26 protein-coding genes are annotated in these 22007 nt (G+C 39.3%); 12 read left to right on the top strand and 14 right to left on the bottom strand.

Annotated features, from left to right (window positions below):
- The first annotated feature begins 97 nt into the window (after positions 1-97).
- Positions 98-1120, top strand: a complete 1023-nt coding sequence (locus DPC56_RS07185) for an adenylosuccinate synthetase (RefSeq protein ID WP_112094397.1) — start codon at positions 98-100, stop codon at positions 1118-1120.
- Here DPC56_RS07185 and thiD read toward each other — a convergent pair.
- Genes thiD through proS form a run of 4 tightly spaced genes read right to left on the bottom strand, consistent with a single transcriptional unit; the run spans position 1115 to position 4660 of the window.
- Entirely contained in the window at positions 1115-1858 is a 744-nt protein-coding gene (thiD, locus tag DPC56_RS07180) for a bifunctional hydroxymethylpyrimidine kinase/phosphomethylpyrimidine kinase (RefSeq protein ID WP_112094396.1), read from the bottom strand. The two genes, DPC56_RS07185 and thiD, sit on opposite strands and share 6 nt — an antisense overlap.
- 6 nt (positions 1859-1864) lie before the next feature.
- A complete protein-coding gene (gene cofC, locus DPC56_RS07175) occupies positions 1865-2542 on the bottom strand; it encodes a 2-phospho-L-lactate guanylyltransferase (protein ID WP_112094395.1) in 678 nt (225 codons plus the stop codon).
- Between the two features lie 22 nt (positions 2543-2564).
- Complete coding sequence (locus DPC56_RS07170; protein ID WP_181454421.1) at positions 2565-3239, bottom strand: ARPP-1 family domain-containing protein; 675 nt, start codon at positions 3237-3239, stop codon at positions 2565-2567.
- Between the two features lie 20 nt (positions 3240-3259).
- A complete protein-coding gene (gene proS / locus DPC56_RS07165) occupies positions 3260-4660 on the bottom strand; it encodes a proline--tRNA ligase (RefSeq protein ID WP_112094393.1) in 1401 nt (466 codons plus the stop codon).
- A 148-nt stretch (positions 4661-4808) separates the two neighbouring features.
- On the opposite strand from proS, the gene DPC56_RS07160 reads away from it, so the two are divergent.
- From DPC56_RS07160 to rpiA, 3 genes are read left to right on the top strand one after another with little or no spacing between them, the layout of a single operon-like run.
- The gene (locus DPC56_RS07160; protein WP_112094392.1) at positions 4809-5855 is read left to right on the top strand and encodes an NAD(P)-dependent glycerol-1-phosphate dehydrogenase; all 1047 of its coding nucleotides are present in this window, start codon (positions 4809-4811) and stop codon (positions 5853-5855) included.
- On the top strand, positions 5856-6296 hold the full coding sequence (locus DPC56_RS07155; RefSeq protein WP_112094391.1) for a UPF0179 family protein: 441 nt from the start codon (positions 5856-5858) through the stop codon (positions 6294-6296).
- Between the two features lie 13 nt (positions 6297-6309).
- A complete protein-coding gene (rpiA, locus tag DPC56_RS07150; RefSeq protein WP_112094390.1) occupies positions 6310-6972 on the top strand; it encodes a ribose 5-phosphate isomerase A in 663 nt (220 codons plus the stop codon).
- Positions 6973-7367: 395 nt separating this feature from the next.
- On the opposite strand, the gene DPC56_RS07145 is transcribed toward rpiA, so the two are convergent.
- The 3 genes from DPC56_RS07145 to DPC56_RS07135 are packed head-to-tail and all read right to left on the bottom strand — an operon-like array spanning position 7368 to position 9774.
- Positions 7368-8165, bottom strand: a complete 798-nt coding sequence (locus DPC56_RS07145) for a metal ABC transporter permease (RefSeq protein ID WP_112094389.1) — start codon at positions 8163-8165, stop codon at positions 7368-7370.
- Positions 8166-8175: 10 nt separating this feature from the next.
- A complete protein-coding gene (locus DPC56_RS07140) occupies positions 8176-8919 on the bottom strand; it encodes a metal ABC transporter ATP-binding protein (protein WP_112094415.1) in 744 nt (247 codons plus the stop codon).
- Between the two features lie 12 nt (positions 8920-8931).
- Positions 8932-9774: a metal ABC transporter solute-binding protein, Zn/Mn family gene (locus tag DPC56_RS07135; RefSeq protein WP_112094388.1), complete on the bottom strand. Its 843-nt coding sequence runs from the start codon at positions 9772-9774 to the stop codon at positions 8932-8934.
- Positions 9775-9883: 109 nt separating this feature from the next.
- Between DPC56_RS07135 and DPC56_RS07130 the strand changes: the two genes are divergently transcribed.
- Positions 9884-10267: a CopG family ribbon-helix-helix protein gene (locus tag DPC56_RS07130; RefSeq protein ID WP_112094414.1), complete on the top strand. Its 384-nt coding sequence runs from the start codon at positions 9884-9886 to the stop codon at positions 10265-10267.
- On the opposite strand, the gene cobM is transcribed toward DPC56_RS07130, so the two are convergent.
- Genes cobM through DPC56_RS07115 form a run of 3 tightly spaced genes read right to left on the bottom strand, consistent with a single transcriptional unit; the run spans position 10264 to position 11801 of the window.
- On the bottom strand, positions 10264-11022 hold the full coding sequence (gene cobM, locus DPC56_RS07125) for a precorrin-4 C(11)-methyltransferase (protein WP_112094387.1): 759 nt from the start codon (positions 11020-11022) through the stop codon (positions 10264-10266). The two genes, DPC56_RS07130 and cobM, sit on opposite strands and share 4 nt — an antisense overlap.
- A gap of 13 nt (positions 11023-11035) precedes the next feature.
- The gene (locus DPC56_RS07120) at positions 11036-11290 is read right to left on the bottom strand and encodes a TIGR00304 family membrane protein (protein ID WP_112094386.1); all 255 of its coding nucleotides are present in this window, start codon (positions 11288-11290) and stop codon (positions 11036-11038) included.
- A 28-nt stretch (positions 11291-11318) separates the two neighbouring features.
- Complete coding sequence (locus DPC56_RS07115) at positions 11319-11801, bottom strand: methyl-coenzyme M reductase family protein (protein ID WP_181454420.1); 483 nt, start codon at positions 11799-11801, stop codon at positions 11319-11321.
- Positions 11802-11902: 101 nt separating this feature from the next.
- Between DPC56_RS07115 and DPC56_RS07110 the strand changes: the two genes are divergently transcribed.
- The 7 genes from DPC56_RS07110 (at position 11903) to DPC56_RS07080 (ending at position 16803) form a co-directional block, all read left to right on the top strand.
- A complete protein-coding gene (locus DPC56_RS07110) occupies positions 11903-12346 on the top strand; it encodes a hypothetical protein (RefSeq protein ID WP_112094384.1) in 444 nt (147 codons plus the stop codon).
- 2 nt (positions 12347-12348) lie between these two features.
- Positions 12349-12840 carry a hypothetical protein gene (locus tag DPC56_RS07105; protein ID WP_146737622.1) on the top strand — a complete coding sequence of 164 codons (492 nt, stop codon included), beginning with the start codon at positions 12349-12351 and terminating at the stop codon, positions 12838-12840.
- A 139-nt stretch (positions 12841-12979) separates the two neighbouring features.
- A complete protein-coding gene (locus DPC56_RS07100; protein ID WP_112094382.1) occupies positions 12980-13357 on the top strand; it encodes a roadblock/LC7 domain-containing protein in 378 nt (125 codons plus the stop codon).
- Between the two features lie 2 nt (positions 13358-13359).
- Complete coding sequence (locus tag DPC56_RS07095) at positions 13360-14535, top strand: GTP-binding protein (protein ID WP_112094381.1); 1176 nt, start codon at positions 13360-13362, stop codon at positions 14533-14535.
- Complete coding sequence (locus DPC56_RS07090; protein ID WP_394339531.1) at positions 14528-15235, top strand: RAD55 family ATPase; 708 nt, start codon at positions 14528-14530, stop codon at positions 15233-15235. Before DPC56_RS07095 ends, DPC56_RS07090 begins: the two co-directional genes overlap by 8 nt.
- Positions 15236-15250: 15 nt before the next feature.
- Positions 15251-15931 carry an RAD55 family ATPase gene (locus DPC56_RS07085; RefSeq protein ID WP_112094379.1) on the top strand — a complete coding sequence of 227 codons (681 nt, stop codon included), beginning with the start codon at positions 15251-15253 and terminating at the stop codon, positions 15929-15931.
- On the top strand, positions 15928-16803 hold the full coding sequence (locus DPC56_RS07080; RefSeq protein ID WP_181454419.1) for a tetratricopeptide repeat protein: 876 nt from the start codon (positions 15928-15930) through the stop codon (positions 16801-16803). The genes DPC56_RS07085 and DPC56_RS07080 overlap by 4 nt, the downstream gene beginning before the upstream one ends.
- On the opposite strand, the gene DPC56_RS07075 is transcribed toward DPC56_RS07080, so the two are convergent.
- From DPC56_RS07075 to metG, 4 genes are all read right to left on the bottom strand, one after another.
- A complete protein-coding gene (locus DPC56_RS07075; RefSeq protein WP_112094413.1) occupies positions 16783-17664 on the bottom strand; it encodes an MraY family glycosyltransferase in 882 nt (293 codons plus the stop codon). The two genes, DPC56_RS07080 and DPC56_RS07075, sit on opposite strands and share 21 nt — an antisense overlap.
- Before the next feature lie 87 nt (positions 17665-17751).
- Positions 17752-18213 carry a helix-turn-helix domain-containing protein gene (locus tag DPC56_RS07070; RefSeq protein ID WP_245923963.1) on the bottom strand — a complete coding sequence of 154 codons (462 nt, stop codon included), beginning with the start codon at positions 18211-18213 and terminating at the stop codon, positions 17752-17754.
- Positions 18214-18263: 50 nt separating this feature from the next.
- Positions 18264-19826 carry a DUF530 domain-containing protein gene (locus DPC56_RS07065; protein ID WP_245923961.1) on the bottom strand — a complete coding sequence of 521 codons (1563 nt, stop codon included), beginning with the start codon at positions 19824-19826 and terminating at the stop codon, positions 18264-18266.
- Between the two features lie 24 nt (positions 19827-19850).
- Positions 19851-21812, bottom strand: a complete 1962-nt coding sequence (metG, locus tag DPC56_RS07060) for a methionine--tRNA ligase (protein WP_181454418.1) — start codon at positions 21810-21812, stop codon at positions 19851-19853.
- Positions 21813-22007: the final 195 nt, after the last annotated feature.

Below are 22007 nucleotides of genomic sequence, written 5' to 3'. Positions count from 1 at the left end.
TTATTTTCTCTATCTCATAAGAGGATGAAAAAATTTTTATTAATTATCCCCCTTATATAAAAGAGGCAGAATAAAACTAAATCAGGAGATCATAAACATGACATGTACTGTGCTAGTAGGTGGCGGATGGGGTGACGAAGGTAAAGGAAAATGTATAACATACCTCTGTTACCATGATAAACCATCCATAATTGCCAGGGCTGGTGTAGGACCCAACGCAGGGCACTCAGTAGAATTCAAAGGCGAAAAGTACGCCTTAAGACTTACACCATCCGGTTTTGTTCATAGAGACGCTAAACTGCTAATTGGAGCTGGTGTACTAATAGACCCTGAAGTCTTCCTCTATGAAATGGAAAATCTGAAAAAATATAACGTTCGAGGAAGAACCTTCATAGACTATAGATGCGCCATCATCGAAGAAAAACATAAAATCCAAGACAGATCATCTGATTACTTGTCAAAGAAGATAGGAAGTACAGGTACAGGTTGCGGTCCTGCAAATGCAGAACGAGTCATGAGAACAGCCAAACTTGCAAAGGAAATACCCGAACTGGAAGAATATTTGACCGACGTCCCCCTCGAAATAAACAAGACCCTTGACGAAGGCGATGATGTTTTCATTGAAGGTTCACAAGGCTTTGGCCTCTCACTCTATTATGGAACCTATCCCTATGTCACTAGTAAGGACACCACCGCAAGCACAGCCGCAGCTGATGTAGGTGTCGGGCCAACACGCATAGACGAGGTTATAACAGTATTCAAAGCATATGCCACTAGAGTGGGTAAAGGGCCGTTTCCCACAGAGATAAGCCAGGAAGAAGCCGAGAAGATGGGATTAGAAGAGTATGGTACCGTTACTGGTAGGAGGAGGAGGATAGGCCTCTTTGACATGGACATGGCAAGGGAATCATGCATGATAAATGGTACAACACAGATAGCGGTTACTTGTGTCGATCGTTTATATCCAAGATGTGAAAGGGTCCGTGAATATTCCAAGCTCTCAGGCGATGCTAAAAGGTTCATTGAAGAGATAGAGGATGCTACAGGAGTTCCAGTAACTATAATATCCACCGGTCCAGATCTTGAGGATACTATTGATTTAAGGAGTGAACTTTTATAGTTTCCAGAATTGGTTGAGTGTCCCCCACTTGCCATGGCGTATGGCTTCCTTTACAAACCTTGTAGCCATTTTTATACTCTCTTCTAGGTTATGGCCTCTTGTTAGGTAGGCGACTATAGCCGCTGAAAATGAGCACCCACTTCCATGGGTATTCTTGCTCTTGATTAACTTCTCTTCGAATATTTTGACTTTACCATCGAAGAATATGTTTTTACCCTCTAGGTGGCCTCCTGTGATTATTACATTGCATTTTTTGCCTATTTTTTCAGCGGCTTGTTCAGCATCTTTAATTGTTCTTATTCTTGTGTTGGATAATGCTTCTGCTTCTTGTAGGTTGGGTGTTACTAGTATGGATTCTTTGAGTAGGTATTTTTTAAAAGCTTTTATCATCCCTTCTATTGCTAGCGGGGAGCCTGATTCTGCTATCATCACGGGGTCTGTGACTGTTTTAAGCTTGTATTCTCGTATCTTCTTTGCAACTGTTTTTATGATATCCTCTGAATATAGCATTCCTGTTTTCGCGTATTCTATGGGTAAGTATTCCATGATTAGGTCTATTTGTTCTTCTATGAAACTTGGAGGTAGAGGGTATATGCTGGCAACTCTATTTGGATTTTGGGCTGTTAGGGCTGTTATGGCAGCTGCCCCGTAAACTTTGAGGGCTGAGAATGTTTTAACATCGTTTAGGATGCCTGCGCCGGCGGATGGGTCGAATCCTGCGATTGTTAATGCGATCATCTAAAATTACCCTTTGGATTCTTTTTCTATTCGGAGTCTTTCAGCGCCTCGAGATGGCTTCACTTTTAATTTAAGATCTTCTAGATAGGATCTTGTGTAGGTGTTTTTTCCATGGAGTATTATTTCGCCGAGGTCTTCGGCTGTGTTAACATCTAGTGATAGGTAGAACGAATCATGGATTTTGATGGAGAGTTTTAATCTTTTAGCCTCTTTTATATGTTCGAAGAAGCTGCAGTCCCCGAAGCGCAATTTTATAGTCCTTGGGGGGAATAGGAGGGCGTTTGTCCCACCACCCTTGGCGGGGGCTATTATAATATCATATTTTTCCGCGTCTTGTATTAGGCCTTTTATGTTGGCTTTACCGATTAGTGGCACGTCTGAGGGTACTATTATGACTTTATCACATTTAGATTCGCACCATTCGACTGCCTGCTCTAGGGCCCCGTTGAGGTCTGTTTGGCCTTTTTCTTTGAGTGTTTGGACTTTTAATTCATCTGCGAAGTGGAGAACTTCCTTGTCGGCGCTTATGACAATTACTTCATCTACATTTTCTTTCAGGCTTTTTGTAACGTCTTTTAGCATGACCTTTAGGAGGTTTTTTCTTTCTGATGGTGATAGCGTTGGTGAGAGTCTTGTCTTTGCATGTGCGAATGGTGAGACAGGGATGATTCCATAAATTTTCATGTTTTTGGTCCCTCTAGTTTTTTTATTTTAGTCCGAGGAATTCCATGATTTCGTCTAGCAAGCTTTTGCCGCGTGAAAGGATTGTGCTGTTTATGTTTATGGAATTTATCTGTTCTTCGGTGAGGTTGAATTTTGCCATGAGCTCGGCTTTTGTAAATGATAGGTTTTCCTTGAATTGATAGAAATACATGTTGTTTGCCCTTACTGTATAATAGACTTCTCCACTGTATATGTCAAAGTTGGATCCTCTCGCCAGTAACCAGATTTTTAATTGCGTGTTAAACGCTTCTGAAGGATTTTCTGGGTTTGATGATTCTATGACCTCTTGTATCATCGGCGGGGCTTTATCTGACACGTTTAAGCGGCTTCCTTTAATTGCGCTTTGTTCTGGTTCTATGCAATAAGCAGGTATTGTACTGTTACCCTTTGGGGGTATTACTTCGTCCCTTGCGATTACAAGATCTTCTGATCCTGGGTTGGTTAAGATTGTCCCCTTTTCCACTTTCACAGGTTTTTCACTATTGGTGGAAATAAGTACCTGATGTGGGATTGTACCAGCAGGGGTTATCTGGGTTATGTTAATGTTCCCTTTGTCGTATGCTTCCTTGAGGGTTATACCTCCCTGCTGGAGGTAGCAGAGGAATCCTAGGCCTCCTGCGAAAATTATTATAAGGCTGATTAAAATCAGAGCCCTCAAGTTCATGGTATACTCTCCATTTAATATGTTTTAGCTAGGAAAGCTTTATATTCAGCCTCTTTTCCACAATTTATACAAGAACTTTTCTTCTCGGCCTCGGTTATCCCGAGGATGTCTACTCTTATTTTTTCTTCTATGCTTTTCCCGCATTCTTCATCTCCACACCAAGGGAATGAGATTATACCCTTCTTCTCTTTTATTATTTCTTTCGCTTCTTTGAGGTTGGTGGCTGTTCTTATATTCTTTTGCATTTTTGTCCATGCTTCTTCTCTTAGCGTGTTAGTAATATCATGTAGTATTTTATCTATTTCTTCTTCTAGGTTTTCTGTTTTTATTTCAATTTTTTCTTTGGTGTCCCTCCTTGCAAGTACTATCATGTTCTTTTTAAGGTCTCTTGGCCCGATTTCTATTCGAAGTGGCGCGCCTTTCATCTCCCATTCATAATATTTTCTCCCAGCCCTTATATCCCTATCATCTAGTTTCACTCGGAAACCAGCATCCTCTAATCTTTTTTTAATTCTTTCACAAGCTTTCATAACCTCTTCTGCTTCTTCTTTGAAAATTATTGGTACTATAATTATCTGGTATGGTGCGACCTCTGGTGGTAGGCGTAAGCCTGATTCGTCTCCGTGTACAGCTATTATAGATGCTATGACCCTATCAGATAGTCCGTAACAGGTTTGGTATGCGTATTCATGTTCACCTGTGGGTGTTTCAAATTTTATATCAAAGGTTTTGGAGAAGGTTTGTCCAAGGTTGTGAACTGTGGCGATTTGTAATGTTTTACCATCTGGCAATAGTGTGTCAAAGGCTATGGTATAGTCAGATCCTGGGAATTTATCCCATGGTGGCCTCTTAGTTATAATATATGGTATGGATAGGGTGTCGAAGAACTCCTTGTAGAGTCTGATGGCCTCCTGGACTTGCTCTTCGGCTTCTTCCATCGTTTCATGTACTGTGTGAGCTTCTTTAAATGTTGTGATTTCCCTTACACGTATAAGTGGCCTAGTATGCTTTGTCTCATACCTGAAAGTGTTAACTATCTGGTAGATTTTCAATGGGAGGTCTGTGTGGGATCTTATCCATAATGAGAACATGGGGTACATTGCTGTTTCACTGGTGGGTCTGAGGGCTAATTTCTTGTTTAATCTTGTAAGTCCTCCATGTGTTATCCAATAAACTTCATCCTCAAAACCTTTTACATGGACTGATTCTTTTTCAAGTTGATCCTCAGGTATTAAAAGTGGGAATAGGGTTTCCTGATGATCCCGGTCTAGGATGTTTCGGAGAATCTCCAAGGCGTGCTTCCGTAACTGGAAACCATAAGGTAACCATACATTCATACCTTTGATAGGATATCTTGAATCGATTATTTCTGCTTCTTCCAGGATATTATGGAACCATTCACTGAAATCTATCATTTTCATCCACCATTAATAGGATTAATATGCGGGTCCTAGAAAATCCTATAATCTTTTTTCTCCAAAAATATTTTTATCAGTAAATAAAGATCTTCAATGGTGAAAGATTATTTTATCTCACTACTTAAAGCTGTTGTTTGTGATGGAGATGAATCCTAGGAAAATAGAGCTACCAAGGGAAATACACACCGGCCCTGGTGTGATAAAAAATACAGGGATTATATGTAAAGATCTCAGATTCAAGGGTAAGGTGATGGTTGTCACAGGCTATAAAACTTTTAAGATAGCTGCTAAGGATGTTATAAACAGTCTTAAAGCCGAGGATTTTGAAACAGAGTATATGAAGGTTAAAGAGGCTTCTATGGAATCTGTTATGATGGTCAAAGAAAACCTTGATGATATCTCCCTTGTATTAGGTGTGGGTGGTGGTAAGGTTATAGATGTTGCCAAGATGGCAGCAACCCTCGCAGGTTTGTCTTTTATAAGTGTACCCACTGCAGCTTCCCATGATGGTATAGCATCCCCCAGAGCCTCGATCCGCGACGGTGAAAGAGGATCGGTTTCCATGAAGGCAACATCACCAATTGGGGTCATAGCAGATACCGATATAATAATTAAAGCACCATTCAGGCTCCTTGCCTCAGGTTGTGCTGATATAGTATCTAACTATACAGCCATACTAGATTGGAAACTTGCACACAGACTCCTCAATGAACGATATAGTGAATCTGCAGCGGCACTTTCACTCATGACAGCTAAAATGATCATCAAATCGGCTGACGCTATAAAAGAGGGCCTTGAAAGGAGCGCGCGCTTAGTCGTCAAATCCCTTATAAGTAGTGGTATAGCCATAAGTATAGCAGGTAGCAGCAGACCCGCAAGCGGATCCGAGCATAAATTCAGCCACGCCCTCGACAATATAGCTCCTAAACCAGCACTCCACGGTGAACAATGCGGTGTCGGTACAATAATGATGATGCACCTCCACGGAGGGGACTGGAGATTCATAAAAGACGCTCTCAAAAAAATGCACGCGCCCACAACAGCCTATGAACTCGGCATAGAACCGGAGTATATAATAGAGGCCCTTACAAAAGCCCACACCATCCGCAAGGAAAGGTATACTATCCTAGGTGACAGGGGCCTTACAAGGGACGCTGCTGAAAAACTTGCGAAAAAAACGGAAGTGATATAATTGATAACACTGATAGGGGAGAAACTTGCAAAAAAAGGATTAACCTTCATGTATTATGGGCCTGCAAAGGCTTGTGAAGATTGCAGATATAAGTCCGTGTGTATCGACCCCCTAGAGACAGGCAGAATCTACAAGATAAAAGAAGTGAAAGATACTGAACATCCTTGTCCAATACATGAAAGCGGAAAAGTAAAGGTTGTTGAGGTTGAAAAAGCTAACATAGAAGCATTAATAGATGCTAAAAAGGCCTTTGAAGGGTCTGTAATATTATTTGAAACCCTCAAATGTGATGAAAAGTGTGATATGAGGAGTTTATGCTTCCCAGAGGGGATAAAAGCCTCAGATAGATGTAGGATCTTGAAAAATTTTGGCAGGGTCAATGAATGCAAAAAAGGCTACAAATTGAACAAAGTCCTCCTTGAGATCATCTCCAAGAAATAGTAGGGGGATTTTAATGAATTTGAAAAAAATGGTTGCATATAAAGTTGCCGAAGAGATAAAAGACGGGCAGGTTGTCGGCCTTGGCACAGGTTCTACAGCACGATATTTCATAGAAAGAGTGGGCATGCGCATACAAAAAGAAGAATTAGATATATTGGCAGTGCCCACTTCTTATCAATCATTATTCCTTGCAAGGGATTGGGAGATCCCCATTACTAGTATAACACAGCATGATATCGATGTTGCTGTTGACGGGGCTGATGAAGTTGACAAGGACCTCAACCTCCTTAAGGGTGGTGGAGCAGCCCATACAAAAGAAAAGATAATAGACTATTCAGCAAGTGAATTTATTGTTATAATAGATGATTCCAAACTCACAGATAAACTCGAAAGACCAGTACCAGTAGAGGTCATACCAACATCCTCTCGCCTTGTATGTGAAGAATTAAATTCCATGGGAGCCAAGGTCAAAATCAGAATGTCTGATGCGAAAGATGGGCCACTGATCACTGATAATGGGAATTTCATTATTGACGCGGATTTTGGATCTATTGATGATCCATCAAAACTGGAATATGAAATAAACAATATCCCAGGAGTCTTGGAGAATGGCATATTCTCAAGGGGTGTTGACAGGGTAATAGTAGGTACAAAGGATGGGATAATGGAACTCTAAAAAAAATTAAAGTTAAGTTCATGGCCATTTTGTATTTGCATGGAGAATCATTCCTATTACATTTTTTTGTTAATTGTCCTACATTGTCTTGATAAATGTTCGTCCATCATGGGCATAAAATTCACTTGAATTTTATTTACTATAGTGTAAAATGGAGTTTTCATGAAGGCGTGTATCATCATGCCCCTAAAACAAGGTTTGAAACGAAATTTTAGAACTGGTGAAAATCGCGCAATGGAAGACCTTGAAAGGGAGGGTTCAATTAATATGTTATTCTAGGAGAGTGCAATCGCGCCACAAGCATTTTGTAAACATGGAAACTGAACATCCTGGGGGGCCATTTACCTTGAATCCGTGTCCAGCAAATTAATCAAGGTAAGCTTTTTTTAGCATGATTATATTTTAGTCCTTGAAAGATAGGTTATTATGAAAAATATTGCTAGTATTATCACTATTGTGGCCCCGGAGGATGTATCAAGGGTGTATGAAAGCCATAATCCTGTTAGTGTGAATATTATCCCGATTATTGATGATAAGATCATCATCTGGGGGATTTTAAAGGTGAACTGTTTTGCTGTTACGGCTGGGATGGTGAGGAGTGCTATCACGAGTATTATACCAACCACTTTTATAAGGATCACCACACTTAAAGCTACAAGCATTAAGAGCAAAAGATAGAAAAAGTTTACAGGGACCCCTATAACCTGTGAAAATTCCTCATCAAAGGATATGGCGGTAAACTCCCTATTAAATAAAAGCACATTTGATATTATGACCAAGTCTAATATTAGCATCATCCAAAGATCTGTTCTTGTGACCGTTAGTATGTTACCAAAAAGATAATTGAATAGGTCGCTGGCATAACCAGGGGTCAAGCTTATAAATATTATACCAAGGGACATTCCAACTGACCATAGTATCCCAATAGCAGTATCTTCACTAATTTTAACTTTCCTTGTGGTGACGCCCATGAGGAAAGCTGCTATGATACTGAATGGTATTGCCGTGATTACTGGGTTGATGCCGAGGAAATAACCGAGGCCAATCCCACCAAATGCTGCGTGGGATATACCTCCACTTAGGGATACTATCCTTTTAATCACGATATAGGTGCCAACCACTCCACAGGCTATGCTAACGAGTATTGCTGCTATGAAGGCGTTTTGCATGAACTGGTATTCAAGACCTATCATAATGGTCACTTTAATGTTCTCTCAAAACCCTGTGGGGTATCCCATGGGCTATCAATTCTATTGGACACTTATAAACATCCTCAATAGATTCTAAAGCCTCTCTTGGGGGTCCGTGGGCGAATAATCTCTGGTTTAAGCATGCGATCCTGTCCACGTGGGTTGCGACCATCCCTATATCATGGGATACCATTACAATAGCCATTTTCTGTTTAAGTTCATCTAGTAATTCGTAGAATCTTTCCTGGAATAGAGGGTCTACGCTACTTGTCGGCTCATCTAATAGTAGGAGTTCGCCCTCTTTCACAAGGGCTCTTGCAAGGAATACTCTCTGCAATTGCCCCCCTGAGAGATTATCCAATCTTTCATCTTTTAAATTGATGATATCCAATCTTTCAAGCCATTTTTCCACCCTTTCTTTGTCTTCTTGGGTGTAATCTTGGAGTGGGGCGTGGTAGCATCCCATGAGCACAGTTTCAAAGACATTTATTGGGAAATCCATGTCAAAGTGGCGTCTTTGTGGGAGATAACCTACCTTTTTCCTTGCTTCTTCGGGTTTAAGGCCGAATACTTTGATTTTTCCACTGGTTGGTTTTAGGAGGCCTATAATCATCTTTAGTAGGGTTGTTTTACCGCCGCCGTTTGGGCCTATGATAGCTAGGAATTCGTTCTTGTAAATTTCAAAGTTTATATTTTCTAATATTGTCTTGTTATCTATTTTGTAGTATAGTTTTTTAATTTCAACTGCTTTATCCATTCTATCATCCATTCAGATACTCTTGAGGGTTTGTAGCATTTTTTGCATGTTTTCTATGTAGTTTTCTGCGAGTGGGTCTATTATGACTATTTTTGCGTTTATTTCATCTGCTATGGTTTGAGCGCTTTGTTTGTTGGATTGTGGTGAGACTATTATGATCTTTATATTGTTTTTTTTGGCTTCTTGGATGATCTTTGCGAGGGCTTGGGGTGATGGTTCCTTGCCTTCTTTTTCTATGGTTATCTGTTCTATGTTGTAGTCTCTGCAGAGGTAGGTCCAGGCAGGATGGTATACTAATATTTTTTTGTTTTGTTTTCCTGTGAGGGTTTGGTTGAATTGTTCATCTAATTTTTTGAGCTGTGAAATGTATTTTTCCATGTTTTTGGCATAATAGTCTTTATGGATTGGATCTTCCTCTGTGAGGGATTTGTAGATGTTTTTAACTATTATGATGGCGTTTCGTGGCGATGTCCATACGTGTGGGTCTTCTTTCATGAGTTTTATACCCTCTGAGCAGTTTACTATTTTCATGTTTGGGTTTAGTTCTTTTAGTCTTTCCATCCATGTTTTTTCGAATTCTATACCTGAGCCTATTTGGAAGTAGATTTTTGCCTTTGATAGTTCTCTTAGTTGGCCTGGTTGTGGTTCATATGTGTGTGGGTCTGCTCCTGGCGGTACCATTACTATAACTTTTACTTTGTCTCCGCCGACTGCTTCTATGAATTCCTTTTGGGGCATTATTGACGCTGCCACGACTATTTTTTCTTCAGAGCTTGCTTCTTCCGTTTTACTTGTTGTATATAGTAGGGTGCATATTATGATGGTGATTATTAGTAGGATGGCTATTCTTTTCATTGATAGATTTTTATCAGCTTCACCTCTTAAAAAATTTATTAATAATACAAAAATAGTTTAATAATTTTTATGATAATCTTTTTAAATGTTTATTAAAATAGTTTTAGTTATGAGCGTTATCAGCATTTCGATAAATGAAAAACTCCTAGAAGAAATAGACGCTTTGAAGGATGAGATGGGATTTTCAAGTCGCTCAGATATTATAAGAACGGCCTCTAGGATGTTAATAGATGAGAAAAGAAGACAAATGGATATAAAAGGCGAAGTTAATGGGGTGCTTTTCCTAATACACAAAAGGGAAGTTGAAGATAAGGTTAACGACATCAAGCATGACTATGAGAGTATCATAAGTACACAGATCCACAGTCACTTGAGGAACAAGAATTGCCTTGAGATCTTCATCCTAGAAGGTGAAGCTGAAAAAATAAAAGAACTCACCTCTAGATTTCGAAACTGTGGGAAGATGGAACACCTCGAACTTATAATAATCTAGGCTCTACGATATCCATGGCTGAAGGTGGGATCATATAGCTTCGAACTTTCAAAATCTCCAGGTTCGAGAACATCACCTACTATGATGATGGCGGTCTTCTGAATATTACTCTTCTTTACTTTATCTTCTATATCAGAAAGTTTACCCTTTATTATCTCCTCATCATCCCATGAAGCCCTTTTGACCACGGCTATTGGTGTATCATCACTATAATGTTCTCTTAAACTTTTAACAACTTCCCCGATTTTATGAACCCCAAGGAATATACACATAGTGGAATTATGACTTGCAAGATCTCCTAGATCCTCCTTGGGGGGTACTGGCGTCCTACCAGAAGGTCTTGTGATTATAACAGTCTGAGAAACCCCAGGCACAGTTAATTCAGTCTTTAAAGCGGCTGCAGCAGCGAAAAGTGAACTCACTCCTGGTATAATATCAAAGGGGATTCTTCTCTTTTTAAGCTCCCTCATCTGCTCCATTATAGCCCCATAAATTGAAGGATCACCTGTATGTATCCTGGCAATAATCTTCCCAGAATCGGCACCATCCACCATAATATCTATTATCTCATCTAATGTCATAGAGGAACTATCATAGATCCTGGCAGAATCAGGTGCAAAATCTAGAATCTTCTTGTTCACAAGGGAACCCGCATATATTATTATATCAGAGTTTTTAATTATCTTAACAGCCTTCAAAGTTAAAAGTTCCGGGTCTCCAGGCCCTCCACCAATAAAAAATACCTTCCCCTTCATAAAACCCCCCTAATTATATTATACTTCTATAAAATAGTATGTAGGCTACTATCATTAATATTATGGCCATTAGGAAGCCTATAATCGCCATCCCCCTGTCACTTCCGAAGATTATTGGGATGGGTCCTATCATTATAACTCCGCCTGTTTTAACCTCCGCACCTTCCTTTGTCTTACTAAATATGCTTATGATGCTACCAGCGAATATGAGGAAGATACCAAGGATTATGAAGATTATCCCAACTATTATCAGTGTGTTGGTGTTCAACTTTTATCAAACCTCCCTACTAAAAAATTTATTGTATAATTTTTATCCTATATTCTGTTGTGCCTTTATTATTTCTCTTTTCTAATAGTTCCATTTCCACCATTGCATCTAGGACTTCTGACAAGTCAATGAAGCATTCTGGAGAATTTTCACAGAATTTAATTTCACATGGGCAGATTAGTTTTTCTTCTATTTCCTCTTCTCCCATCCATTGGGGGTTCCTAGTCAATGAGTCATGTAGGAGTATGCAGAGTAGTATTCTCCTTTTTTTGTCTTCGTCAAATGGTAATTCTTGGATGAACCCTTTTATCCCAGTTACGATCGTCTTTAATTGTTCCTCTTCTTCTTCGGGTATTATTGTTAGGGCTTTGACTTCCTCGGCTAGGAAGTATTCGCCTCTGCTCACATTGAAACGATCCTTTTTAAGCACTAAACCTCCAATGTCCTCCACATACTCTTCAAATTCTTCGAATCTGTAGGGGCCTCCGCTAAATAATACTATCTTATACATTTTCATTCCCCACTATGATATAATTTGGGGGGCTCTGCTATAAAATTATAAGGGGGAAATTATATTAACATTTTTTCGTATTATCATACTAGGGGTTTCATATGATAGAATGTGAAAGGGGAGTTTTTACAACAGATTTCTTGATCTCATTCCTTTCTCTATCCTTTTTAATATTATATTTGACGAGTATGGCCTCTTATAGGATAGATTATGCTAACGAGGAAAGAACTTTAACTGATTTAAGGGTTTTAATGGATGAATTGGCTGGTAAGGTCAATCTTGTATTGGCTGGCGGCCCAGGACATGAGGCGACCTTCACAGCCCCTACTAGTATTCAGGGTTCGAGATATCAGTTATGGGTCAACTCCAGTGGAGTGTATGGTATGGTTAATGGTAGGTATGGTATGTCACCAATTTACCCTTGTATGGTAGTTGATTCTAATGGGAATCCCAGAACTGCCATATTGAAACCTGGCTTCACTTACAAGATTAAGAATCTTAAAAAGGGTCATGGGATTATTATAATGATAACAGAGGCACGATAGGGATGGGTAGAGGGCAGATAACAGGAGATTATATTCTTATTCTAGGCATTACAATCTTAATACTCTTTCTTGTATCCTCTTTTTTGGGTGATAATCTGGAACTGGATATTGCTATTGCAGCTGCGAGGGATGGTGCCATCCAAGGGGCTAACATGGATGAACTTGCACTTTATCCATGGGATGCATATCATGAATATATAACAGGGAAGAATATCCTTTTACAGCCATCTTCTGTCCAGATAATTAAAGTGGAGGCTATAAGAGAAGGATATAATGAAACTTATGGAAAATATAAAATCAGACTTATAGTATATGCTCATCTAGAAAGGGAAATCCCAGAAGATTGTAAAAATTCCCTGGGAGATCGAATAAACTATTACACGCGGAGAAACATTTGCTTAACATTTAACACAGAGAATATGAGTAATGATTTTTATAACCCGGCCTTTTCATACAATTACATGTTCACCACATCAGATGTGAAATGGGTGTAAAAAAATCGAAAACCACTAGTATGATAAGATTATAAATAAGTTATTATAGTTAAATTCTCAGAATAGGGAGTACCCTTCGGGGATTTCACATATGAGGTTATATATAATGGGATGATAAATTTTTTTGTTGGGTGGACCTATGACTAAAACAAAAAAGGAAAAATTAGATGATGTTCTTTCAAGTTTCATGCAAGTTGGACAAATAAGGGCATCTGGGATAGTATCCAAGGAAGGTCTTCTTATAAATGCACGCACACCCCCAGACGTGGATGCGAGAATCTTCTCAGCTTTATGTTCCACTATCATGGGGGCTGCGGAGGCCGCCTCTGGCCAGATGAACACTGGTGCAGTGGATGAGATCACCGTGAGGACTGAGAGGGGTATAATAATCCTAAAACCTGCGGGTGAGAAGGCTATATTAACTGCGCTCGCAGAACCAGACGCCCAGTTGGGTCTTTTACTCGTTGAAATGGAAAGTAGGGCAAGTCAAGTTGAAGAAATCCTCAAGGAGATGTGAAGATGAAAAAGACGTACATCCCTAAACTTGACGACATACTCGGTGGTGGTATAATCGATAACGCCTCTGTAATGTTCTCAGCCGTTCCTGGCGTGGATTATGAGGCGTTTGGCTATCAGATGCTAAATGGACGACTAGGAGAGGGAGATAAAGGTTTCATATTCACGAATGTGGCCGAACCTGAAACGATAATATATGAGTTCAGATCCTATGGCTGGGATCTTGAAAAATTCTTAAAAGATACTCAAGCTTTCTTTGTTGATGGAACTTCACCGTTCATGGGATTACCATCAGATGCCAAATATTCCATTGAGGACTATTCACAGGTAGAGGATGTGATCCTAGAAGCTATAGAGGACGTGCCAGATGGTATAGGTATCATAAATAATCTTTCAACCCTAATAGATTATCTTGGAGAAGATGAGACAATAAACATTATAAAAAAATGGAATTCACATGGCAAAAAATATAATGCCAGCCTAATTTATCTCTTCACAAAATGGGATTATAACCATGATCTAATCCAGAATCTTAAAAAATCCATGGATTGTGTGGTTGAGATTAAAACAATAGAGGAAAGGGTTATAATAGGTCAAGGTTTTATGGTGGCCCATTCTTCATGGTCCGAACCATCAGATACTATGGTACTATTCTTTGTGGTGCAACCAGGAGGAGTTAAAGTATACATACCCAAGATATTAGTCACGGGCCCGTACAATGCAGGTAAATCGACTTTCGTGAAGAAAATATCAAAGAAGTCGGTTTCAGTTGATAGGAAGGCTCTATCGGCTTTCCCAACCACTATAGCATTAGATATTGGACATCTTGAATATAAAGGTTTTATAGCTGATGTATTCGGCACACCAGGCCAGGAACGGTTCGACTTACTATTAGACGTTTTAGGTAGGGAATCGGTTGGTGCTTTTATAATTGTTGACTCGACAGCCCCGCAAACATTTGCAAGGGCCAAGGAGATGATAAGGAAGGCAAAGGCGGAGGCTATACCAAAGGTTTTAATCGCGAATAAGCAAGACTTGCCAGGGGCGCTTTCACCAGAGGAGATACGTGAAAAAATGAAACTTGGCGAGGACATTCCCATCATACCAGCGATAGTAACAGAGGGGAAGGGAGTTACTGATGCCCTTGAAGCTCTCCTAGGATTGCTCTATGGTGATTGAATTGATTGTAAGGATTTCATCAGGAATTCCAGGTTTAGATAAACTTGTAGGTGGAGGGGGCGGATCATTCGCGGAGAACACTGTTACACTCGTCTACGGTCCTCCAAAGGTTGGGAAATCTGTCTTCTCCTATCAATTTGCATTTGAAGGTCTTCGTAATAATGAACCATGCCTTTATATCAGCACAGATTATGGTTTGAAGGACATTGAAAGGAACATAGCCAATTTTGGTTGGAACCTTGATGAATATATAGAAAATGAAAGTTTTTATTTTATAGATGCCATATCAACAATTGCGGGCGTGGAAGTTGAAAGTAAACCCAATTATTTTTTATCATCTGTGCATAATCCCACAGATATCATGGTAAAATTGGGGATGGCCATGCGCCAGATAATATCAAAGTCTCCCCGTTTCAGATCTGTTCTTGATTCGTTAACGACTCTCATGGCATTCAATGACGAAGTTCTGATTGTAAGGGTGCTCACAGTCTATATAATGCGTATAAAAGAAAGTGGAGGAACAGCCATTGTAACTTACACTGAAGGTTCAGCCTCCTCCAAGGTTGAAAACATGTTAAAGGCCATAGTAGATAATATAATTCACCTTGATGGGGAGAATCTCACCATAGAGGCCATGATTGGGGGTGGTAAGGTAAAAGGACAATATGATATAACCCCTAAGGGTATAGTAGTTGACTAAATTTGTGTGATAGTTATGACAGACCAGAAAGTGAAGGTTTTGGATGATCTATTGGAGGATGTGACACCAGGGGATCTTATATTACTTTACGGCCCTCCTAAGGTGGGTAAGTCCATATTCTGTTATCAGTTTCTTTATTCAGGCCTTGAAGGTGGTGAACCATGCTTGTATATAGTGGCTGATTATGGTTCTAGGCAACTTGAGCAGAGGATGATGGAATTTAATTGGTTTCTGCGACCATATATTCAAAGCGGTGACGTTTACATAATAGATTTGCTAACTCGCTTGGCTGGTGTTAAGGTTGAGGATTCAGGGACATTAAAGTTTTCTTCGGTTCAAAACCTTACTGATCTTATGGTAAAGGTGGGTGTGGGTACACGTTCATTATTTAGGAGATCATCCAAGTTTAGGGCTATATTGGACTCTCTCACAATGATATTCGCATTCAACCCTCCAAGTCTGGTTTTGAGGCTTGTTAGAGCTTATAAGAGTCGTATAAGTGAAGCTAAGGGTGTGGGGGTTGTGGTACATACAACGGGGACTGTTGAATCTCAGATTGAAACTTCTTTGATGGATTTAGCCGATTTAAGATTATGTTTAGATGGGGAGAAAATCCAAATAGAATCTTCAGCAGGTAAAAAATCTGCCCAATACACCATAACAGATAAGGGGATCGAATGTTGGGGAATAAAATGATATCAATATTGGGCCTATTTGACCTATTTGGAAGAGGAAGGTCATTAGAAGATTATATTCGTCGCCTCCAAGAATTATGGGAAGAAGAGTTCGATATTTTGTTATCCATAGCAGGATATTATCTTGATGAGGGTGAACATGAGAATGCTATGGAATACCTTGAAAAAGCGTTTAAAGTAGCTGTTGAAATGGATGATAAGGAACTAGAAGCTGTTGTACTCGATTTTATGGGTGATGTTTACCTAGATAAGAGAGAGATGGATATTGCTATTGAGTATTTCAAGGAAGCATTCAAAATTTATTCTTCAATTAAATCACCCCGCAAAGCTGAGATGAAAGAGAAGATAAGCGAAGTTGAGAAGATGAAAGAAGCCATAGAAATGGCCGAATTGCATAAAAAATTTGAAGAAACCCCAAAGATTTTTGAACCGGGAAAGTTAGAAGTTGATATCGACAAGATAATCCCAAAGTTGAGAACATTACTTGGACGTCTAGAATCAGAATACAAACCATCTGAGGGCACCATTGAAGAGTTGAAAGAGGCCCTAGATATAGCTACTGCAATAAATGATGAATCAGGTGAAGCTTCCATCCTCCTAACCCTTGGAACCCGTTCTTTTGAAGATAAGAATTATGATGATGCATTCAATTATTTTGAACGGGCTGCGGAGATATTCGCTAAGAAAGGGAATAAAATGCCACTTGGGGTTGTGAATGTTTTCCTAGGCGTCATACATTTCATAAAAGGGAATGAAGAAGAGGCTTTAGAGAATTTTAGAAATGCAATTAAACTATTTGGAAGTTCAGACGACTCTAAAGCTTCTAGGCTTGTGGCGGATATTTGTAGATTATTATATCGGGTCAAGGGGTAATATAAATGCTAATAGTATTCCAAGGGAGCCGAATAATATTCCTATAAACCATACGATGAGTACAACATGTTTTTCCTTCATGGGTTTTCTAAGTATCCATCTTATAAGCGAATTGAACCCCTCTGGGGGGGCTACGAGTCTACCATCTTCTGTAACCCTTGTAGGGGCGTGTTGATGCCTCTCCATCACACCCGCACTATAGAATTTCAGGATAGAATCTATTATATTGGGCAATAATACGATGAATGCTATGCTCTTTATACGTCCTATGAATGCCACAGCAGCTATACATGCCCCTATTATAAGTGTACCAACATCTCCTGGAAATACACGTGAGGGGTAACGATTGTATATTAGAAAGGCTAACAGCGAACCTAACATTGTCATTGTAATGAGTGAAACGTCATATTTTCCCATTATTATACAGGATGCCGTGAGTGATATCATAGCTATAGATCCTAATCCTGATTCGATCCCATTCAAGCCAGCTAACATGTTGGTGAGGTTCGAAGCAATGGAAACTGCTATCGGCATGCTTATAAGATATAGTATACCCACGTTAGGTGGGGCCACCCATATAAGTGGGAGTCCAGCCAAGAATAAGAGGAATAATTTTTCCTTTGATGATAGCCTTACAAGGTCGTCTACCATACCCACGAGGCCGACTAGTATGATAACAAGTAAGGTTACCATGAGTTCATAATGAAGTTTTGGGAATGTGCAGATTGCTATGAACATTCCTATTATGAATCCGAATAGTATTCCAATACCACCCATTTCGGCGACTATTGGCTTGGAAATCTTGTGGATGTCTTTACCGACCACGTTAGCATTCCTTAGCTTGTTTATTAATCTTGGCATTACAAGGTAGGTTGATGAAAATGCCACTATGAAACAAATGATAGATATTGTTATTATAGTGTTAAATTCAACTGTTAGCAACTGGGATCACCCTTTTTTGATTATATAATAGACTGTCCTTAAGGGTATATTAAACTTTTCAGCTATTTTTTTCGCGGGCACGCCTTCTTCTGCCATTTTACGTACGCGCATCCTCGTGATTTTATCATATTTGGGCTTTGGACCCCTTTTGAGTTTCATGTCCCCTTTAAGGTAGTATATGGTTTTGATGGGTATCTTTGTTATACTCGCTATTTCTTTTGGGGTTTTACCTTCGCTTATAAGTTTTCTGATCATCTTCACATCCTTTTCAGCATATTTTCGCCGTCTTCTAGGTTCTACTTTTATCCCTAGGTTTTTGAGGGCTTTGAGGTACTTTGGTGGGATTCTATCATATAAGCTGGGCGGGCATGTGATCTTTTCAAGCTCGGGGTTTTTTTCAAGGACTTCTATTATTCTACGTGAAGTTAATGGCTGGTTTATATGTATTTTCCTAGCCAATATGATCACTTTCTTCTTAATTTTAATATTATGGGTCCATCATATTAGGGGCCTTTTTTTTATTTGATCATTTCCATGAAGAGCCTGGCCTTGTCTGTAGGTTTTCTAAGAGCCTTTATATTCTCTCTTTCTCTCTTTAACTCCTCTAATGTCACAGAAAATATATTAGCACATGTTTTCTCATCTATACCAGATTCCAGGTTGATTAGAGCGGCTCCAAATGCCCTTGGATTGATTTTCATGTGCAAGCCTTTTATTTTTTCTTCTATCTCAAATTTTTTCAATAATAATTTTTGAAGATTTTTTATATAAAATATTTTCTCACCATATTCCTTGAGGAGTTTAACAGCTTCTTTATCCATTTTATCAAATGTTTTAACCTGTTTACGGTCTAGGACCGGGCCCAAACCTGGGAATGGGCCCGCATATTTACTTCTTCTGTCATAGGATGTTGTAAGATAATAACATGCTATATCCCATAGTATTAGTGTTATGGGAGTTCTTGAGAAAATATTCATTATTTTCTCTCTCAGTTCTAAGTCTGATTTAAGATCTGGTTTTAGATTTCCATTTTCATCTGCCAGACCCTCTTGGATGAGAAGGTCTTCAAGTCTTCTTTTTCGGATTTCTTCAAGCTCTTTACCTTCCCTTACAAACGTTGGTGAATATTCCTCGGCCTCTTCACGTATTTCATCATATCTTTTAACTATATGAGGTTTTTTTAATCTCTTTTTAAGGATTTCATCTTCTATTTTAGCTAGGAAATCTTGGATGAAGCCAGAATAGCCTAGTGCTAGCGCTGTTCTAACGTGTCTATCATTGATTATTGTGGATTTTCTGCGGTGAAATTGTATGAATTCTATCCTCGCATGGGGTCCGTATTGTTGTTTTAATTTCTTCTCATAGTCGATGTGGTCAATGTCTTCGATGGTCATCCTTTTTCTGACCCAGCGCCCAGATTCTTGGACTTTAATGATCATGGTCGCTGAGGTTATAGTCCCACTTTTCTCATTCTTTAGGAGTCTTATAATCTCTTTGAAAGATTCCCTGGCCCATGGGGTTAATTGGGAGATCTTAACCATATAGTCTCCTGAAAGTGGGAGGTATGGTATTATTTCAAGACGTTTTATATTCCCATCCTCGAATTTTACTTGGAGGGTGGAGCCACATTCACATTCTCTAAGTTCATTTTCTGATAATTCGCCAAGCCTGAAGGTTCTTCTGCACATTTCACAAGTTAAAGCGCCGTGTTCTTCAAGGTGGCCTAATGCTATCCTATGGGATGCTATTGCAGAATTTACCCTGTCGAGGATGTTCTTTTTAAGCGAAGCTTTCATCCTAAAGTATTGTGTTTGTCTTCTTATGTCATGGAGGTCCTCTGCTTTTAACTCTCCTTTTAGTGGAGGGCCATAGATTGCCATTGAACGGTATGGTGTTTTGAATCCTTTTAATTCCATTCTCTTTTTTATTTTTTGGAGTTTTCTTAGATTGGATCTTAGATAGGTGTATGTTTCGATGAAACCTTTAGGGTCTATAAGATCGTCTGGGTTTATCTTCCGAATTTTTATACTTTCTAGGAATTTTTCAGATTTTGCTATGAGGGCTGGTTCCTCCATTTTCATCAACGGTACAAATCTGTGTGGGGTTTATTTTATCCTTTCACCTATTTTACCATCTTCTACTGTTAATAGTCCCATTTTTTCTTCTGTTGCGAGTATCATGCCCTCAGATTTTATGCCGAATAATCTTGTAGGTTTTATATTGGCTAGTACTATAACCTTTTTTCCTATGAGTTCATTTGGTGAATATTTTGATCCTATGCCAGCCACTACTTGGATTTTCCTATCATTTAAATCAACTTTCAATTTTAGTAGTTTGTCTGAGCCTTTTATCTTGGAGGCTTCTAATATTCTCCCCACTCTGAGGTCTAATTTTGCGAAATCTTCTATGTTAACATCTTCTCGGGTTTTTGTTTTCTGGTGGAGTTTGCGCTTCTCCTCTTCTATGATCTTTTCCTGGATCTTGGCGAATAATGGCTTGGCTTTTCTGATTTCATGACCGGATTTTATTGGGGTGGTGGCATCGTCCCATGAAGCACCCTCTAAATTGAGTATTTCTAGTATCTTGGCGGATTTCCTGGGCATGTATGGCCTTAAGAACGAGCCTATTGCCTTGGCTAACTGGTTACAAGTGAATATACAAGCCGCAGCCCTCTCAGGGTCTTCTTTGATGGTCTTCCATGGCTCTTGGTCGTTGAAGTACTTGTTACCTTTCTTTGCCAAGCCTATTATCTCCACGAGCCCTTCCCTGAAATTGAATCTTTCAATAGCATTTTCAATGTTTTCTTTAGCCTTTTTTATATCCTCTATGATTTTAATGTCCTCATCTTCTAGATTGGCTTCAGGTATCCTACCATCATAAAACCTGTTGGTGAAAGAGAATGTGCGATGTAGAAAATTACCTAGTATATCTGCTAGTTCATCATTCACCCTTCTTTGGAAGTCTTCCCATGAGAAATCAGTATCCCTTGTCAAAGGCGCATTTATTGTAAGATAATATCTTAGAATGTCGCTTTCAAACCTTTCCAAGAATTCTGATGTCCAAACAACCCAATTTTTGCTCGTGGACATCTTCTTACCCTCAAGGGAAAGGTATTCTCCTGCTATGATATTGTCTGGGAGTTTGCAACCATACGCCATTAAAAGGGCGGGCCAGAAAATCGCATGATGATAAATTATATCTTTACCTATGAAGTGTATTACAGTGTCATCCCAGTACTCTTTCCAATCTTTGCCTGTTTTTTCACTCCATTCAACCGCTGATGAAATATAGCCTAGGAATGCTTCCCCCCAGACGTAGATTATTTTCCCCTTGGCTTCCTTAAGGGGGACTGGTATGCCCCATTCCATGTCCCTTGTAAGTATCCAATCCTTCAAGCCCTCCTTGACCCATTGTAGTGCATAGTTTCTAACATTTGCAGGCAAGTTCTTATTTGATTTTATCCACTCGAGAATCTTATCCTGGAATTTGCTTAACCTGAAAAAATAGTGTCTAGATTTTCTGACTTCTGGTTTTGAGCCGCATATCATGCACTTAGGGTTAACTAATTGTAGGGGTTCGAGGTGTCTGCCGCAGGCTTCGCAGTGGTCTCCTCGAGCCCCCTCAGCCCCGCAGTATGGACATTCACCTTCAACGTACCTGTCAGGGAGAAAACGTTGACATTCATTGCAATATAATTGTTTTATATCCTTTTCATAGATGAAATCTTTTTCATAGAGGTTTAGGAAGAATTTCTGGGCTATTCTATGATGTAAAGGGTTGCTTGTACGTGAAAAATTATCAAATGATATGTCACATGCTTCAAGGTCGCGTCGGATCATCTTATAATAATGGGTCGCCACATCTAGTGGGTCCCTTGATTCTTTCTCGGCTTTGACAGCTATTGGTGTTCCATGTTCATCTGTTGCACATACGAATAGGACTTCCCTCCCTTTCAGCCTATTGTAGCGAGCGTATATATCTGCTGGTATATATGTTGATCTTAGATGTCCAAGGTGCGTTGGACCATTTGCATATGGAAGTGCGCAAGTGATGAATATTTTTTTCAATGTTCCCATGCCTCCCTTCAGAGGAAAATCTTAGATCGAGTATACCATAAATAAATTTTATCTAACTGGCTTATATTATTAGCCAATTTTGAATTTAAGCTAATATATATTTATCCTTTCTTCTTTGCAAATACTTTATTGGAATTAGAGATGTTATAGGTTTGGATTAAAAGAGAGGACCTAAAGTCATGACAT

The organism is Methanothermobacter tenebrarum, from assembly GCF_003264935.1.
GTDB lineage: Archaea > Methanobacteriota > Methanobacteria > Methanobacteriales > DSM-23052 > Methanothermobacter_A > Methanothermobacter_A tenebrarum_A.
The sequence above is the reverse complement of the archived record's forward strand: the minus strand, read 5'-3'. Positions and strand labels throughout refer to the sequence as shown.